The following is a 14,622-nucleotide window of genomic DNA, read 5'->3' as shown; positions in this document are numbered from 1 at the left end:
TGTGCCGGATCACGATCCGGCCCCGTCCGCTGGACGAACCCGGGTCCGATGACGCACCATTGGCACTCGAATACGCCGAGTGCCAACCGGCCGTCCCAGATCCGGAGGAGAACGTGCCCACGTACCAGTACGCCTGCACCGCGTGCGGCCACCAACTCGAGGCGGTGCAGTCGTTCTCGGACGAGCCGCTGACCGAGTGCCCCGCCTGCGAGGGGCGGCTGCGCAAGGTCTTCAACTCGGTCGGTGTCGTGTTCAAGGGCTCCGGCTTCTACCGCACCGACTCCCGGGCCTCGGGCACCGAGGGCAAGAGCAGCGCGGTGAAGTCCGACAGCACCTCCTCCGGTTCCGGCAAGGACTCGTCTGGTTCGTCCCCCGCGACCGGTTCGGGCTCCGGGTCCGGCTCGGGGTCGGGGTCGGGGTCGTCGACCGGCTCCGGATCCGGCTCGGCGGGCTCGACCGGCGGTGGTTCCTCCGGGTCGACCAAGTCGCCGGCGGCCAGCACCTCCTCCTGACCCGGTAGCCACCGAAGACCCCTGCCGCCCCGGGCCGCAGGGGTCTTCGTCGTCTCGGCCGGCCTTAGCAGATCCGGCGGGAGGACGGTGGCCGTCCACAGGTCCGCCCGTCGTCCACCGGCTGTGGACGACGGCTCGTGCCTCGCCCGACGCCCGCCTAGCCTGCTGAGCCGGGGATGCCGGCGGGGCATCCGATGAGCGGCGGAGGTGTGGTCATGGCGGGCGGTGGCACGGATGACGAAGGCTCACTGCGGCCGTTCCGATGGCCGCATCGCCCCGGCGGGGCGACCCTGCTCCGGGCGGTGCTGGTGGCCGCCCTGCTCGGGTCGGCGGTGCTCGTCCTGGACGCCCCGGCCCGCTGCCCCGCCGGCCCGCCACCGCCCACCGTCGGGCTGGCGCTGGCGGCAGGCCCCGCCACCGTCACCGCCCCGGGCGGATGCGTCCCGCCCGGGGCGGACGACGCCACCCGGGCGGGCCGTTCCGACCACCCCCGGACCCCGACAGGTCGGGCCGGGGCCGGCGACGCCGCCGTCCCCGGCGGGGAGGAGGGCGGCCCACCCGACGGCCGGGACACCCAGGTCGCGTTGCCGCTGCCGAGTGGCTTCGTCGGGGTGCCGGTACGGCTGGCCGAACCGGCCGCCCTGGCGGTCCTCCGCCCCGGCGCGCGGGTCGACCTGCTCGTGGTGCCGGCCGGGCGGGCGGCCGGTGAGACCATCCTGCTGGCGGCCGACGCGCTGGTGCTCGACGTGGTGGGCGACGGTGCCGCCGACGGCTCCTCCGCGCTCTATCTGGCGGTCCGGCCCGACCAGGCGCAACGCTCCGTCGGGCAGCCGGAGGGCAGCCGCTTCGGTGTCGTGGTCCGGCAGTGAGCCACCGCCGTGTCCTGGAGCACCGGCAGCACACCGGTGCCCGGGTGCCCACCGCGCCAGCCGGGAGGGGGCGGGTCCTGCCGCTCGTCCCGCCGGTGGCCACCGGCGGCGGTCAGCCCCAGTGCGGAGGACGCTCGGCGAGCAGCCAGTCGTCGTTGCCGCCACGGCGCTCACCCCAGCCGGAGTCGGTGTCGTCGGCGGTCTGTTCGGGCAACACCACGAAATCCTCGCTGAGGTCGACCGTGCGGTCGTCGTCGCCGGGTACGCCCTGCCCGGCCGGGTCCTCGATGATCACAGCCGGTAAGAATACCCGGGCCACCGGACCGGCCGCCCCTACGGTGACCTGACGTGTCGACCCAGCAACGGCCGGCCCCGGCGTCAGGAGACCACGATCCGTAGCCGCGCTCGGCCGGTCCCCGGGGTGGGCCGCCCTGGACCCGGCGGCCCGCACCGCCCCGAAGATCGCCCTGTGACCGGCTGACGGCCCGCCACGTTGGTAGCGTCGGACGGCGTGACGACGCCCAGCGGTGCCAGCCCCGAGGACGAGTACTGGCGACGCCCGCCCGCGCGGCAACCCGCCGAGACCGAGCCGACGATCCCGGCCGGTCGCACGAACGCCGCCGGCCCACCGGTCCCGACCACCGCCGTCGGCAGTTCGCGGAGCACTGACGATCCGCCTGGAGCGCCGGTGGACTCCCCGACCGGAGCCGGGGCCGGCAGCCGAACCGATGCCGGGACCGACACGCCGGCCGGTGTCCAGCCCGGCACCGGCACCGGAGCCGAGACCGAGGCCTGGACCGTCACCGGGGCCGGCAGCGCGACCGCGACCGGAGCCGGAGCCGACGGTGGGGCCGGGACCGGGGCCGGAGCCGACGGTAGGGCTGGCACCTGGGCCGGGACCGACGGTGGGGCCGGGGCGGCGAGCGGTGCCGGGGACGCCGCCGGCCCGGCGGGTGGAGCCGGCCCGGGGTGGCCGACGGCGGGGGTCTACACCGGACCACCGCCGACCACGCCACCGCCACCGGGCTGGCGTCCCCCGGTGCACCTGGAGGCGACCCCCGCACGCAGCCTGGCCTGGCAGGACATGGAGGCGATGGATGTCGCGGAGCAGCAGGCGCAGCGGGTCACCTGGAGCGTCGGCGCGGTGGTCGGCGTCGTGCTGCTGGTACTGCTCTGCCTGCTCTGTTCCCGGGCGTTGTTCTGACCACGGCCGGCCGGGCACCCCCGCCCGTCAGGCGGGGGTGCCCGGCCGGCCGTGGTGACTCCGCCAGTCGCGGTGACCGGTCAGAACGTGTTGGTCCACACCGAGGCGGCGCCGCTGTCCCCGGTGAGGTAGACGGAGATGCAGGAGAGCACCGACAGCACCACGACGACCCCGGTCAGCACCCAGGTCGCCCAGGCGGGCAGCTTCGGGGTACGCACCCGGTCGCTGGTCACCGCCAGCAGCAGCAACGCCGCCACGGCCAGGGCGAGGGTCCACCAGAGCAGGATGTCACCGAGTTCGGAATGCTCCTGGATCTTGGCAAGCAGCTCCGGCGAGTAGCCCTTCGCCTTCAGCGCCGCCTGGAACTCCTCGCCCGTCTCGGTCGCCACCCAGGCCAGGACCGGGGTGACGACGGCCAGGATGGCCACCGCCCAGTCGAGGCGGGGACGCCAGCGTGGCACCAGCCCGTAGGCACTGGCCAGCAGGGCGAGCAACGGCACGAAGACCACCACGGCATGGACCACCAGAACGTGGGATGGCAGACCATTGAACTCTTTGAACACCGACACCTCCGGCAGTGGACGCGGTTGCGGCAGACAGCGTACGACGAGTGCATGGTCGTCGCGTCCCCCATCCGCGTACACGCTGTGGCGGACGGTCCGGTTCACCGGTCGCCGACCGCGGTCGGGTGCGGCGACCGGTCACGCGACCACCCGACGCCGGGCGGCACGACGCCGGGCGTGGCACTGTTGACGGGTGGACAACGACGATCTCGGTCTCTTCGGTCCCGGTTCGATCACCTGGAAGGTGCACGACGAACCGGTCCTGATCGTCGCCGGCCTGCGCTCCCTCTACCTCCAGGCGCTGCACCCCCGGGCGATGGCCGGGGTGGCCCAGAACAGCAACTACCGGTCGGACGCCTGGGGGCGGTTGGTCCGCACCGGCACGTACATCGACACGGTGAACTACGGCACCACCGCCGAGGCCGAGACGGCCGGTCGGCGGTTGCGTGCCCTGCACGCCCGGCTGCGCGCCACCGACCCGTTCACCGGGGAGCCGTTCCGGATCGACGATCCGGACCTGCTGCGCTGGGTGCACGTCACCGAGGTCGAGTCGTTCGTCGGCACCGCACGTCGGGCCGGCCTGTCGCTGACCGACGCCGAGGTGGACGGCTACTACGCCGAGCAGCGGCGGGCCGCCGCGCTGGTGGGTCTGGATCCGGCCGACGTGCCGGGCAGCGCCGCCGAGGTGGCCGACTACTACCGGACGGTCCGGCCCGAGCTGCGCATGACGAAGGCGGCGGCGGAGACCGCGCTGTTCCTGACCGCCCCGCCGATCCCGTGGAAGCTCAGCCGGCCCGCCCGGCTGGGGCTGAGCCTGGGGCCACCGCGCTGGGCGTACTTCGGGGTGGCCGGGACGGCGCTCGGGCTGCTGCCGCCGTGGGCGCTGCGGTTGTACGGCGGGCTGGGACTGCCCACCACCGCGCTCACCGCCGACCTGAGCGTCCGGACGCTGCGGCTGGCCCTGGCGGCGCTGCCCCGCACCTGGCGGGAGAGCCCGATCCGGCAGGCGGCGAAGGACCGCGTCGTCCGCAGTGTTGCCGCCTGACAGCCACGCCGAGGCGGTCGACACCGGACCACGCGACGACCCCCGACCGGGGCGGCCGGCCGGCGGCTCAGTCGGCCGGGCGGGCGGCGGGGCGGTCAGCCGACGGGGCGACGGGACGGTCGATCGCCGACCACGGCTCCCGGCCCGGCATCTGCGCGCCGACCGGGCAGGTACGCCGGTAGTCGCACCAGCCACAGCGGGGACCGGCCACGGCGGGGAACGCCTCGTCCGGGTCGGACCCGTCGGTCACCGCCCGCTCGGCGGCCATGATGTCCCGGGCGGTGTCCTCGGCCCGGGTGAGTTGGCGGGCCAGCGACTCGGCGGTGTGGTCGTGCCCCGCGACGGTGCCGGTCGGCAGGTGGTGCAGCTCCACCCGGCGGCACGGCCGACGGAAGGTCCGTTCGGCGGCGTACGCGTAGAGGGCGAGCGCCTGCGACCCGCGCGCGTCGTCGGCGTCGGACCCGCTGCGGCCGGTCTTGTAGTCGACGATGACCAGTTCGGGGCCGTCCGGACCGGGGCGGGAGTCGATCCGGTCGGCCCGCCCGTTGAAGGCCAGCACAGCGGTCTTGACGGCGACCACCCGCTCCACGCCCAGCGGGTCGTCGCCGGGGTCGAGGGTGGCGACGTACCCCTCCAGCCAGCCCAACGCCCGCTGGTACGCCGCACGCTCCTGCTCGTCGTCGCGGTAGCCGTCGCGGACCCAGGTGCCCTTGAGCAGCGCGGGCAGCGCCTCGGGACGACGACGTTCGACGGGCAGCGCATACCAGTTCTTCAGGGCGGTGTGCACGCTGGAGCCGAGGGAGTTGTGTGCCCACGGCGGCCCCTTCGGCGGGGCGGGCCGGTCGAGGTAGGCGTACCGGTAGCGGCGGGGGCAGTCGGTGTACGCGCCGAGTTTGCTGGGTGTGCAGGTGAAGAGCCGTTCGGGCATGCCGGCGAAGCCGAGCTGTTCGGGTTGGCCGGAGCGGGGCCGGGGCGTACCGGCGGAGGAGGCTCGTCGCACCCTGCGATCCTGCCAGCCCGGTACGACAGCCCCGCAGCGGCCCGACGGCAGCCCCACCGGCACCGGCATGACGGCAGCGACGGCAGCCCCGCACCGGCCCGACGGCGGGTCAGGCCGTGTTCACGTACTGGGTGACGAAGGCGGCCACCGCGTCGGCGATGAGCTGCACCGCGATGGCGGCCAGGAGCAGGCCGGCGATCCGGGTCAACACCTCGATGCCACCCGGCCGGAGGATCTTCACGATCCCGCCGGAGAACCGCAGCACGACCCAGACCGCCAGCATCACCGCGATGATCGCGGCGGCGATCGCCGAGATCTGCCCCACCCCGTCGGCCTGCTGCACGAACAGCATGGTCGCCACGATCGCGCCGGGGCCGGCGAGCAGCGGGGTGCCCAGCGGCACCAGGGCGATGTTGGAGGTGACCTGCTGGCTGGGGTCGTCGGCCTTGCCGGTGAGCAGTTCCAGCGCGACCAGGATCAGCAGCAGACCCCCGGCGGCCTGCAACGCCGGCAGGTCGACGTGCAGGTAGGCGAGGAGGGTCTGGCCGGCGACGGCGAAGACCACGATGACGCCGAGCGCCAACGCGACCGCCTGCCAGGCGGCCCGGTTGCGGTCACGGGCGGCCAGCGGGCCGGTCAGGGCGAGGAAGATCGGCATCATGCCCGGCGGGTCGACGATGACCAGCAGGGTCACGAAGACCTCACCGAAGAGCTTGAGATCCACCGGACGAGGGTAGCGGTGCCACCGGCAGGCGGAACGCGGATCACCCGGAAGCGACGCCGGTCACCCCGGAGGCCGCCGCGACGATCCGCTCGTACGCCTCCGGCGCGGTGGTGTGCGCGCCCAACCGGACGGTCTTGTGGCTGCCGTGGAAGTCCGACGAGCCGGTGACCAGCAGGCCCAGGTCGGTGGCGAGGCGCCGGACGTGCGCCGCCTCGGCGGGGGTGTGGTCCTCGTGGTCGGCCTCCAGGCCGGCGAGCCCCGCCCCGGCCAGGTCGGCGATCAACGCATCGGGGACGATCCGGCCCCGTCGGCTGGCCCGGGGGTGGGCGAACACCGGCACGCCGCCGGCCGCCCGCACCAGGGCGACAGCCCGGAACACGTCGATGTCCTCCTTGGGCAGCCGGTACCGCTCGCCCAGCCAGTCCCGGCCGAACGCCTCGGTGGTGGTGGCGACCAGGCCGGCCCGGATCAGCGCGGCGGCGATGTGCGGGCGGCCGACCGTGCCCCCGTCGGCGGCGGCCAGGATCTCCGGCCAGCTCACGTCGATCCCGTCGGCCCGCAACAGCGCCACGATCCGTTCGCCGCGCTCCTCCCGGGCCTGGCGTACCCGGGCCAGCTCGGCGACCAGCTCGGGGTGCTCCGGGTCGAACAGGTACGCCAGCAGGTGCAGCGGCAGCGCCGGTTCGGCACCGTGCCAGCGGCAGGACAGCTCCGCGCCCCGCACGAGGCTGAGCCCGGCCGGCAGCGCGTCGACCGCCGCCGCCCACCCGGCGGTGGTGTCGTGGTCGGTGATCGCCACGACGGTCAACCCGGCGTCGGCGGCAGCCCTGACCAGCTCGGCCGGGCCGAGCGTGCCGTCACTGGCGGTGGAGTGGGCGTGCAGGTCGATCAACGGGCGCGCGGGCATGATCCCGACGCTACCCGGCAGGGCCGCCACCGCCGTGCCCAGTCGATCCGCCCCGGCCACCGCCGTCCCGGGGCGATCCGGCCCGGCCACCGCCGTCCTGGGGCGATCCGGCCCGGCCACCGCCGTCCCGTCCCGGCCGCGGCCCCGGGGTCAGTCCGTCCCGTCCTGGCCGCGGCCCCGGGGTCAGTCCGACCCGGCCACCACGACGGGTCGGACGTCGGCGTTGGCCCCGGCCACCGGGGTCGAGGTGGCCCGCGCCCCGGACAGGACCTCGTCGGGACGCATCCGCGCCAGGGCGCCGCCCCGGTCGACGTAGGTCGCGTTCCGGGTGTCCGTCCAGGCCACCACGTCGCCGATCACCGGTCCGGCGGTCCGTTGGGGCGCGGCACCGCCGGCCAGGTCGACCAGGATCGCGCCGTCCGCACCGGCGAGTCGACCGTTGACCAGCAGCCAGCGCCCGTCGGGGGAGACCGCGCCCCGGCCGTCGGCGGCAGGCGTCGACTCGCACCGGGTGGTGTCCTGGCTCAGGTCGGGGCCGAGCAGGGCCAGACAGCTCCGGGCTCCGGCGCGCACCCGGGCGACCAGCCGGCCGTCGGACCTGGCCCCGTAGACGTCGAGGACGTGCGGCGCGACGGCGCCGGGCGGCGTGCCGGGGGACGGACGCCACAGCAGGTGACCACCCTGGGGGCCGGCCCGGAGCAGCACCTGGTTGCCGATGAACCGGACCGGGACCATCCCGGCGGGGGCCGGCTCGTCGACCACCGCGAGGAGCTGGCCGGCGACGATCCCGGCCGAGAAGATCCGTCCGTCGTCGCGCCAGGCCACCTGCCGGCCGTCCGGCGACACGACGATCTCCTCCGCCCCGGCGAGCAGCGCCTGCGGTTCACCGCCCGCGGGCACCATCCAGAGGGTACGGCCGGCGACGGTGGTCGGCCCGGTCAGCAGCCAGCCACCGCGGTCGGGCAGCCGCTGCGCCCGTTCGACCGGCCCGATGCCGAGGTCGTACCGCTGGCCGGTGGCGGTGACCAGGACACCGGCCACGATCAGGTCGACCTCGCCGTCGGCCGGTCGTTCCGCCGGGACGGGCGCGACCGGTGCGGCGGAACGGGTGGCCACCCCGCGCGGGTCGCCGAGCACCACGGTCGGGGTGGTGGTGCGGTCCGCCTGCCCGCCGAGCTGGGTCATCCCGCCGGTGGCCAGGGCGGTGGCGATCCCGGCGAGCGCGAGCCCGGCGACCGTGCGCCGGCGACGGGTCCGCCCGGCCCGGCGGAGCGCCAGCCCGGCCGGGTCGAACGGCAGCTGGTGCGGTACGGCGACCCGCTGGGCGAGGGTCTCCCGCAGCGCCCGCTCCAGCTGCTCGTCGTCGGTCACGGCGAATGGACGCTCGGGGCGGCCGGTCTGGTTGCCCGGTCGGGGTGACGAGGGGTTCATCGGGTCTCCGCGGTGACCGGGGTGGCCCGGGTGGGTGTCCGGGAGCGGTCGGCGGCCCGGCCGGGCGGGGTCGGGCGGGGAATCCGGGCCGGCTGGACGGCCGGCGCGGTACCGCCGGCCGGCGCGGCACGGGCAGTCTGTGCGGCACCGGCGGCCGGCGCGGCACGGGCAGTCTGTGCGGAACGGGAGGCCGGGGCCGGGCGGGCGGCGGGATCGGCCGGGAGGTCGAGCTGCGCCTCCGCCCCGAGCCGGCGGCGCAGGGTGGCCAGCGCCCGGGACGTCTGACTCTTCACCGTGCCCGGGGAGATCTCCAGCAGGGCCGCTGTCTGTGCCTCCGACAGGTCCTCGTAGTACCGCAGCACCAGCACCGCGCGCTGCCGGGCGGGCAGCGCCCGCAGGTGCCCCCAGAGGAGGTCCCGGTCGAGGTGCTGGGCGATCTCGTCCACGCCGGCCCGTTCGGGCAGTATCTCGGTGGGCCGCTCACCGTGCCACCGTCGTCGCCACCAACTGGTGGACGTGTTGACCAGCACCCGTCGGGCGTACGGCTCGACCGCCTCGATCCCGCCCAGCCGCCGCCAGGCCAGGTACGTCTTGGTCAGCGCGGTCTGGAGGAGGTCCTCGGCGGTGGCCCAGTCCCCGGTGAGCAGGTAGGCGGTACGCAGCAGGGCGCCGGAGCGCGCCGCCACGAAGTCGCGGAACTCGTCCTCCAGCGGATCCCGGTCGGCCACCGCTCACCTCCGCGCCCCGTCCTGCCTGGCAGGTTGTCATGCCGGGCGACACCCGGTCGACGGCGGAAGGGGTGCAGTTCGCCCGCCGGACGGACGAGAGCCTTCAGGCGCCGTCGTCGGCCTTGGCCTCGTCGGCCTCCTTGCCCAACCGCGCCTCGACCGCCTGCGGCTCGTACATCTCCTCGACCACCCGCAGGTAGAGCTCGTTCGGGTTGGGCAGGTTCTTGATCTCGCGTAGCGCCTGTTCCTGGCCGGCGGATTCCAGCACGAAGGTGCCGTAGTTGAGTGCCCGGCCGGTCGGGGTCTGCTCGTACTTCATGTCGGTGACCCGGGCCAGTGGCATCATGGCGACCTTGCGCGTGACGATGCCGTTGACCACCATGACCCGCTTGTTGGTCAGGATGAACCGGTCGTACCACCAGTCGGCGACCTTCCAGGCCACCCAGCCCATCGCCGCGAACCAGAGCAGCACCGCGATGGTGGTCAGCGCGCCGACGTCCTGGCCGGCGAGGAAGCCGGAGAGGTAGCCGAGCACGAAGGTGGCCGCCACGCCGACGATGATCGGGGTGGTGAGGTGGATCCAGTGCCGCTTCCACTCGCCGCGGTACCGCTCGGTGGGGAAGAGGTAGCGGGCGACCAGCGAACTGGGCTCGTCCTCCAGCGGAAGGACCCGGCGGGGGGCCATCCCCTGGGAGTCGGACCGCAGCCCGGCCAGCTCCTCTTCGGAGATGACCGGCTGCTGGTAGCCCGCCTCCGGATCACGGACCCAGGCACGTCCCTCACCGGCGTACGCCGGGCCGTCGCCGTAACCGGCGTCGTCCGAGAAGGACGGTCCGTTGGAGAGTCCCGCACCGGACCCGTAGCCCGGCCCCTCGTCGGGCCGGTATCTCGGGATCGGTTCGGTGTCCCGCTCCCGGCGGTCCCGGCCGGGATCGTCCGGGTCGAACGGGGGTCCGGAGGGGCTGCCCATCGCTGGCTAGGCGACGAGGCTCGTGAAGAAGTCACCAAAGCCCTGGGCGATGTCCACGATGCCACCGCCGAGCGACTTGAAGACGTCCGCTGCCGAATTTGGCCGGTAGGCAACGAAGAAGATCAAGAATGCGATACCGGCCCAGGTGAGGACCTTCTTGACCATAGCGGGCCATCCTCTCGCGCGGCGCCGGGTCCATTTACCGCAGCGGCACCCACAGTATCAGCATGGTGCCGCAGCGTGAATATCTGCGTCCCATCTCCGACTCGCCGACAGGGCCGTCAGGCCCCGCCGTGCAGGTACGGAGACGGTGCGCCGTACACGAGCTCGGGCGGAGTCCACTCGGTGAGGTCGTGCAGGACGACATCTTCCGCGAGGAGGTAACCCGCGCTCGCCGGCCAGGCTATCGCATGGAGCCACATTCCCCGAGCCTCACCGGCGTACGCGCTTCGATCCGTTGCCGAATTGATCAGCCACAGTGGAGTCGGGTGGCCGCCGGCCCGGATCCGCGCCGGCTCGACATGCTCGGGATGACCAGGGCCGGGGCCCGGTCCGGCCAGCACCTCCGTCAACTCTGGACCGGGATCCGGGCCGGCCACTCCGGCGAACCGGGTACCCAGTCCGACCCCGGGCTCCTCGGCCACCAGCACCAGCTCGGCCGGTCCGCCGCCGAGCGGCGCCGGACCGGCGCAGGCGACGGCCGTGGCCCGGACGCCATCGGCCTCGTCGCCGGCCCAGGCCACCCCGGTCACGGTCCAGCCGGACGGCAGCGGCCACGGGCACCACAGCGGCATCGCGGGCCGCTCCGGGCCGCTCTCCGCAGCCACCCGGTCGACCACGCTCGCCACGATCTCGGCGTCGATCCGCTCGGGCACGTGCAGCGGGGCGACCGGCCCGCACCGGACGCAACGCGAGGAACCGTTCATCAGGTCCGGCGGGCGCACCTGACCCGCACACCTCGGACAACTCACCACGACACTCACATCCCCACCGTGGCCCCACGATCCGGGTCCGTCAAGCCGACCCCGCCGACACGCCGTCTCCCGATCCACCCGCCTCCCCGCCGTCCACCTGGGGTTCCGGGGCGGATCCGCCCCACCGGGAGGGCCGCGATCTCCGGTGCCGCCGAGCCCGCGGGGCGGGTCGGAGACGGCGGTGACGCGGGCGACGCACGCGCCGGGCGGGTCAGGGCGGCGGGGCGGCGGCGTACGCGCGGATCCAGGCGTGCATGGCAATGCCGCTGGCCACCCCGGCGTTGATCGACCGGGTCGAACCGTACTGGGCGATCGAGAAGAGCTGGTCGCAGGCGGCCCGGGCGGCGTCGGAGAGGCCGGGGCCCTCCTGGCCGAAGAGGAGCACGCAGCGCCGGGGCAGGGTGGTGGTCTCCAGCGGCCGGGAACCGGGCAGGTTGTCGATACCGACCACCGGCAGGTCGTGGTCGGCGGCCCAGCCGACGAACCCGTCGATCGTCGGATGGTGCCGGACGTGCTGGTACCGGTCGGTGACCATCGCACCCCGACGGTTCCACCGACGCAACCCGACGATGTGCACCTCGGCGGCGAGGAAGGCGTTGGCGTTGCGGACCACCGTGCCGATGTTGAAGTCGTGCTGCCAGTTCTCGATGGCCACGTGGAAGTCGTGCCGCCGGGCGTCCAGGTCGGCCACGACGGCCTCCCGCCGCCAGTAGCGGTACCGGTCCACCACGTTGCGCCGGTCGCCCGCGGCGAGCAGCTCCGGGTCGTAGCGGGGGTCGTCCGGCGGGTCGCCGGGCCACGGTCCGACACCCACGTCGAGTTGGTCCTCGGTCACGATCCCGAGAGGGTACGGACCCGGGCCGCGACCGTCGCACCCCACCCCGCGTCCGACCCGGGCCGGCGCGGGCACCCGCGGGTCGCCGCGTCCACCGGGTCGGCTCCGGTCACCGCAGGCCCAGCGCGTCGCCGAGGCGGTCCAGGAACCGCTGGTCGGTCGGATCCGGGTCGCCGGCCCGGCACACCCGGACCGCCACCGACTCGACCCACTGCCGGTACGCGGCCGAGTCGGCCGGGTCCGCCCGTCGGCGCAGCACCCGCACCACGGCCCGGCAGACCGGCGGCAGGTCCGCCGCCCCGGCCAGCCCACCGGTCGGGGTGCTCGAGCTGTCGTCCCGGGCGTAGATCGTCGCCACCACGGCGCGGACCAGGTCGCTGTCGGAGGCCCGGCCGGCGGCGAGCGCGTCCAACCCGACGAGGCCGGCGGCGACGGTACGCGCCGGGCGTCCGGGACCGGGCGAGGCGGCGGCGACCAGCACCCGGCCGGGCAGGGTGGTGAGCAGGCCCCACTCGCGGGTGGAGTAGCCGGCGGTGGTCAGTGGTGCGGCACGCCGTCCGGCAGAGGGCGGCTCTCCGGCGAGGGAGTGGCTCATCAGGACCTCCGCCGCCAGCATATGCCCGCCGGGCGCAGGGCCGGGCCGGTCCATCCCGATCCGCGTGGCCGTGTGGCGGCGGGCCGGACTCCAGCTCGACGTCCGTCACCAGCATCCTGTCCCGCGTGGCGGCGGGCCGGACGGTGTCCGTCCGCCTCCGCCGGGTGACGACGGGGCGCACCGGGCGCGCCGTACCGGCGGTTTGCGCCTTAGCGCTGGTTGAGGAGATACCGGGGGCGGGGGTGACGGGTAAATGTCACACCGGTGTTCACCCGGGGGGAGACGCAATGAGCGGCGGGGCCCTCCCCGGCACCCGCCGCCCACGCTCTGATGTCCAAGAGTCTGCCCCACGGAAGCGACGGACGGACAGAGACGGAGGTCACATTTATCTTTTCGTAACAATACGGAGAGTCATTAACGATCAACGAGAGAGCGATCTCCGCAGCCTAGATAGCACCTCGTCAGGACGTCGATGGAGGCATGCCCGCTGCTCCGGGGGGCGATCTCCCTGGAAACGCTCCCATCACGGGCGGTCACGCAAATGCGTCGTGCAAGTGCAGTCCGCACGCGCGCATCGACAGCGCCGGTTCGATGGGCGTGAGCGGACCGCCCCACCCGCACCGGTTTCGGCGTCCGCCACCCGGGAATTTGCCGGGGTACCGCCTGGTTCTACCGGACGAAAAAGCAATCCGCGCTGATCGGAGAGTCCAATGGCAACCGTCGAGCTGACCACGGCCAACTTCGACGAGGTGACCGCGAGCGACGGCATCGTGCTGGTCGACTTCTGGGCCGAGTGGTGCGGCCCCTGCAAGCGGTTCGCCCCGGTCTACGAGCGTTCGTCGGAGAAGCACCCGGAGATCACCTTCGGCAAGGTCGACACCGAGGCCCAGCAGGAGCTGGGCGCCAAGTTCGACATCCGGTCGATCCCCACGATCATGGCGATCCGGGACGGCGTGATCGTCTTCGCCCAGCCCGGCGCGCTGCCCGAGTCGGCCCTGGAGAACCTGATCGAGCAGGTCCAGGGCCTCGACATGGACGACGTCCGCAAGCAGCTGGCCAACCACCAGCACTGAGCACCGCCGACGGCGGCCGGGTCCACGGGGTCCGGCCGCCGTCGACTTGCGCCGGCTATCGCACACGTGTTCGAATAGGCGTCATGCGCTGGGAGCACCTCTCCGCTCCCCCGGACGAGGAGCATCCCGACCGGGCAGCGCCAGCGGCGCCACCCCTGCCGCTGGCGCTGCCCGGAGCGGTGGCCCGCACCTTCGACACGCCGGACTTCGCGGGCATGACGTTCTACGAGGTGCGGGCAAAGTCGATCATCAACCGGGTGCCGGGCGGCTCGCGGGTGCCGTTCGGCTGGACGATCAACCCGTACCGGGGCTGCACCCACGCCTGTGTCTACTGCTTCGCCCGCAACTCGCACACCTACCTCGACCTCGACGCCGGGGCGGACTTCGACCGCAAGGTGATCGTCAAGGTCAACGCCGGGGAGCTGGTCCGACGCGAGCTGGCCGCCCCGCGCTGGCGCGGCGCGGCCATCGCGATGGGCACCAACGTCGACTGCTACCAGCGGGCCGAGGGGCGCTACCGGCTGCTGCCGCCGATCATCGAGGCGCTGCGCGACTTCGGCAACCCGTTCTCGATCCTCACCAAGGGCACCCTGATCCTGCGCGACCTGCCGTTGCTGCGTCAGGCCGCCGAGGCGACCCGGGTCGGCCTGTCGTTCTCGGTGGGTTTCGTCGACGAGGCGCTGTGGCGGGCGGTCGAGCCGGGCACCCCGAGCCCGCGACGCCGGCTCGACGCGGTACGCCGCCTCACCGACGCCGGTTTCGCGGTGGGGGTGCTGATGGCCCCGATCCTGCCCGGCCTCAGCGACGGCGACGAGTCGATCGACGCCACCGTCTCGGCGATCGCCGCCGCCGGAGCCACCAGCGTCACCCCGCTGGCGCTGCACCTGCGGCCGGGGGCACGCCAGTGGTACGCGCACTGGCTCGGCCGGCAGTTCCCGCACCTGGTGCCCCGGTACCGCGAGCTGTACCGGTCCGGGGCCTACCCGCCGCAGGCGTACCAGCGGGAGCTGACCGCCCGGGTGCGGATCGCGGCCCGCCGGCACGGCCTGCACCGGGGCGAGCCCGGCGACACCCGACGACCGCCGGTCCCGCCGCCCGCGCCCGCCCCCGAACAGCTCGCCCTGCTGTGAGGGCCGGCGCGGCCCGTCCGTGCCGGTCTCGGCCACCCGCGCCGGCACCCGGCCGGGCTAGG

Annotated in this window: 18 protein-coding genes; 6 read left to right on the top strand and 12 right to left on the bottom strand. The window is 74.3% G+C overall.

Annotated features, from left to right (window positions below; translation table 11 throughout):
* Positions 1–113: 113 nt before the first annotated feature.
* Together O7625_RS11330 and O7625_RS11325 are read left to right on the top strand one after the other, a co-directional pair.
* The gene (locus O7625_RS11330) at positions 114–512 is read left to right on the top strand and encodes an FmdB family zinc ribbon protein (RefSeq protein WP_282345782.1); all 399 of its coding nucleotides are present in this window, start codon (positions 114–116) and stop codon (positions 510–512) included.
* A gap of 215 nt (positions 513–727) precedes the next feature.
* Positions 728–1,381: a flagellar biosynthesis protein FlgA gene (locus O7625_RS11325; protein ID WP_282345781.1), complete on the top strand. Its 654-nt coding sequence runs from the start codon at positions 728–730 to the stop codon at positions 1,379–1,381.
* Positions 1,382–1,493: 112 nt separating this feature from the next.
* Here O7625_RS11325 and O7625_RS11320 read toward each other — a convergent pair whose 3' ends face one another.
* A complete protein-coding gene (locus tag O7625_RS11320) occupies positions 1,494–1,673 on the bottom strand; it encodes a hypothetical protein (RefSeq protein WP_067314717.1) in 180 nt (59 codons plus the stop codon).
* Positions 1,674–1,892: 219 nt separating this feature from the next.
* On the opposite strand from O7625_RS11320, the gene O7625_RS30260 reads away from it, so the two are divergent.
* On the top strand, positions 1,893–2,585 hold the full coding sequence (locus O7625_RS30260) for a hypothetical protein (protein ID WP_348773999.1): 693 nt from the start codon (positions 1,893–1,895) through the stop codon (positions 2,583–2,585).
* Positions 2,586–2,665: 80 nt separating this feature from the next.
* On the opposite strand, the gene O7625_RS11310 is transcribed toward O7625_RS30260, so the two are convergent.
* Positions 2,666–3,148, bottom strand: a complete 483-nt coding sequence (locus O7625_RS11310; RefSeq protein ID WP_282346905.1) for a DUF2231 domain-containing protein — start codon at positions 3,146–3,148, stop codon at positions 2,666–2,668.
* Between the two features lie 193 nt (positions 3,149–3,341).
* Here O7625_RS11310 and O7625_RS11305 point away from each other — a divergent pair, with 193 nt between their 5' ends.
* Positions 3,342–4,193 carry an oxygenase MpaB family protein gene (locus O7625_RS11305; RefSeq protein ID WP_282345780.1) on the top strand — a complete coding sequence of 284 codons (852 nt, stop codon included), beginning with the start codon at positions 3,342–3,344 and terminating at the stop codon, positions 4,191–4,193.
* Positions 4,194–4,260: 67 nt separating this feature from the next.
* On the opposite strand, the gene O7625_RS11300 is transcribed toward O7625_RS11305, so the two are convergent.
* From O7625_RS11300 to O7625_RS11255, 10 genes are all read right to left on the bottom strand, one after another.
* Entirely contained in the window at positions 4,261–5,121 is an 861-nt protein-coding gene (locus O7625_RS11300) for a PD-(D/E)XK nuclease family protein (RefSeq protein ID WP_282346903.1), read from the bottom strand.
* Positions 5,122–5,302: 181 nt separating this feature from the next.
* On the bottom strand, positions 5,303–5,917 hold the full coding sequence (locus O7625_RS11295; RefSeq protein WP_067306697.1) for a MarC family protein: 615 nt from the start codon (positions 5,915–5,917) through the stop codon (positions 5,303–5,305).
* 40 nt (positions 5,918–5,957) lie between these two features.
* On the bottom strand, positions 5,958–6,824 hold the full coding sequence (locus O7625_RS11290) for a PHP domain-containing protein (RefSeq protein WP_067306694.1): 867 nt from the start codon (positions 6,822–6,824) through the stop codon (positions 5,958–5,960).
* A gap of 183 nt (positions 6,825–7,007) precedes the next feature.
* Complete coding sequence (locus O7625_RS11285; protein WP_282345778.1) at positions 7,008–8,255, bottom strand: hypothetical protein; 1,248 nt, start codon at positions 8,253–8,255, stop codon at positions 7,008–7,010.
* A complete protein-coding gene (locus tag O7625_RS11280; RefSeq protein WP_282345776.1) occupies positions 8,252–8,983 on the bottom strand; it encodes a SigE family RNA polymerase sigma factor in 732 nt (243 codons plus the stop codon). Before O7625_RS11280 ends, O7625_RS11285 begins: the two co-directional genes overlap by 4 nt.
* 103 nt (positions 8,984–9,086) lie before the next feature.
* Positions 9,087–9,953: a PH domain-containing protein gene (locus O7625_RS11275; protein ID WP_282345775.1), complete on the bottom strand. Its 867-nt coding sequence runs from the start codon at positions 9,951–9,953 to the stop codon at positions 9,087–9,089.
* A 6-nt stretch (positions 9,954–9,959) separates the two neighbouring features.
* The gene (locus O7625_RS11270; protein ID WP_165942702.1) at positions 9,960–10,118 is read right to left on the bottom strand and encodes a hypothetical protein; all 159 of its coding nucleotides are present in this window, start codon (positions 10,116–10,118) and stop codon (positions 9,960–9,962) included.
* A gap of 116 nt (positions 10,119–10,234) precedes the next feature.
* Positions 10,235–10,924, bottom strand: a complete 690-nt coding sequence (locus O7625_RS11265; RefSeq protein ID WP_332310878.1) for a DUF6758 family protein — start codon at positions 10,922–10,924, stop codon at positions 10,235–10,237.
* Positions 10,925–11,138: 214 nt separating this feature from the next.
* Complete coding sequence (locus tag O7625_RS11260) at positions 11,139–11,762, bottom strand: RNA methyltransferase (RefSeq protein ID WP_067306722.1); 624 nt, start codon at positions 11,760–11,762, stop codon at positions 11,139–11,141.
* A gap of 109 nt (positions 11,763–11,871) precedes the next feature.
* Complete coding sequence (locus O7625_RS11255) at positions 11,872–12,378, bottom strand: hypothetical protein (protein ID WP_282346901.1); 507 nt, start codon at positions 12,376–12,378, stop codon at positions 11,872–11,874.
* 689 nt (positions 12,379–13,067) lie between these two features.
* Here O7625_RS11255 and trxA point away from each other — a divergent pair.
* Together trxA and O7625_RS11245 are read left to right on the top strand one after the other, a co-directional pair.
* Entirely contained in the window at positions 13,068–13,430 is a 363-nt protein-coding gene (trxA, locus tag O7625_RS11250) for a thioredoxin (protein ID WP_282270815.1), read from the top strand.
* A gap of 83 nt (positions 13,431–13,513) precedes the next feature.
* The gene (locus tag O7625_RS11245; RefSeq protein WP_282345774.1) at positions 13,514–14,560 is read left to right on the top strand and encodes an Rv2578c family radical SAM protein; all 1,047 of its coding nucleotides are present in this window, start codon (positions 13,514–13,516) and stop codon (positions 14,558–14,560) included.
* Positions 14,561–14,622: the final 62 nt, after the last annotated feature.

Origin of the sequence: Micromonospora sp. WMMD714, from assembly GCF_029581315.1 — a bacterium.
GTDB lineage: Bacteria > Actinomycetota > Actinomycetes > Mycobacteriales > Micromonosporaceae > Micromonospora > Micromonospora rifamycinica.
Note: the sequence above shows the minus strand (reverse complement) of the source record. Positions and strands in the feature narration are given on the sequence as shown.

Bases quoted from the DNA above. Each gene is read 5' to 3' on its own strand.
- O7625_RS11325 (WP_282345781.1), top strand. From the start codon at position 728: ATGGCGGGCGGTGGCACGGATGACGAAGGCTCACTGCGGCCGTTCCGA.
- O7625_RS11300 (WP_282346903.1), bottom strand. From the start codon at position 5,121: ATGCCCGAACGGCTCTTCACCTGCACACCCAGCAAACTCGGCGCGTAC.
- O7625_RS11290 (WP_067306694.1), bottom strand. From the start codon at position 6,824: ATGCCCGCGCGCCCGTTGATCGACCTGCACGCCCACTCCACCGCCAGT.
- O7625_RS11285 (WP_282345778.1), bottom strand. From the start codon at position 8,255: ATGAACCCCTCGTCACCCCGACCGGGCAACCAGACCGGCCGCCCCGAG.
- O7625_RS11275 (WP_282345775.1), bottom strand. From the start codon at position 9,953: ATGGGCAGCCCCTCCGGACCCCCGTTCGACCCGGACGATCCCGGCCGG.
- O7625_RS11270 (WP_165942702.1), bottom strand. From the start codon at position 10,118: ATGGTCAAGAAGGTCCTCACCTGGGCCGGTATCGCATTCTTGATCTTC.
- O7625_RS11255 (WP_282346901.1), bottom strand. From the start codon at position 12,378: ATGCTGGCGGCGGAGGTCCTGATGAGCCACTCCCTCGCCGGAGAGCCG.
- trxA (WP_282270815.1), top strand. From the start codon at position 13,068: ATGGCAACCGTCGAGCTGACCACGGCCAACTTCGACGAGGTGACCGCG.
- O7625_RS11245 (WP_282345774.1), top strand. From the start codon at position 13,514: ATGCGCTGGGAGCACCTCTCCGCTCCCCCGGACGAGGAGCATCCCGAC.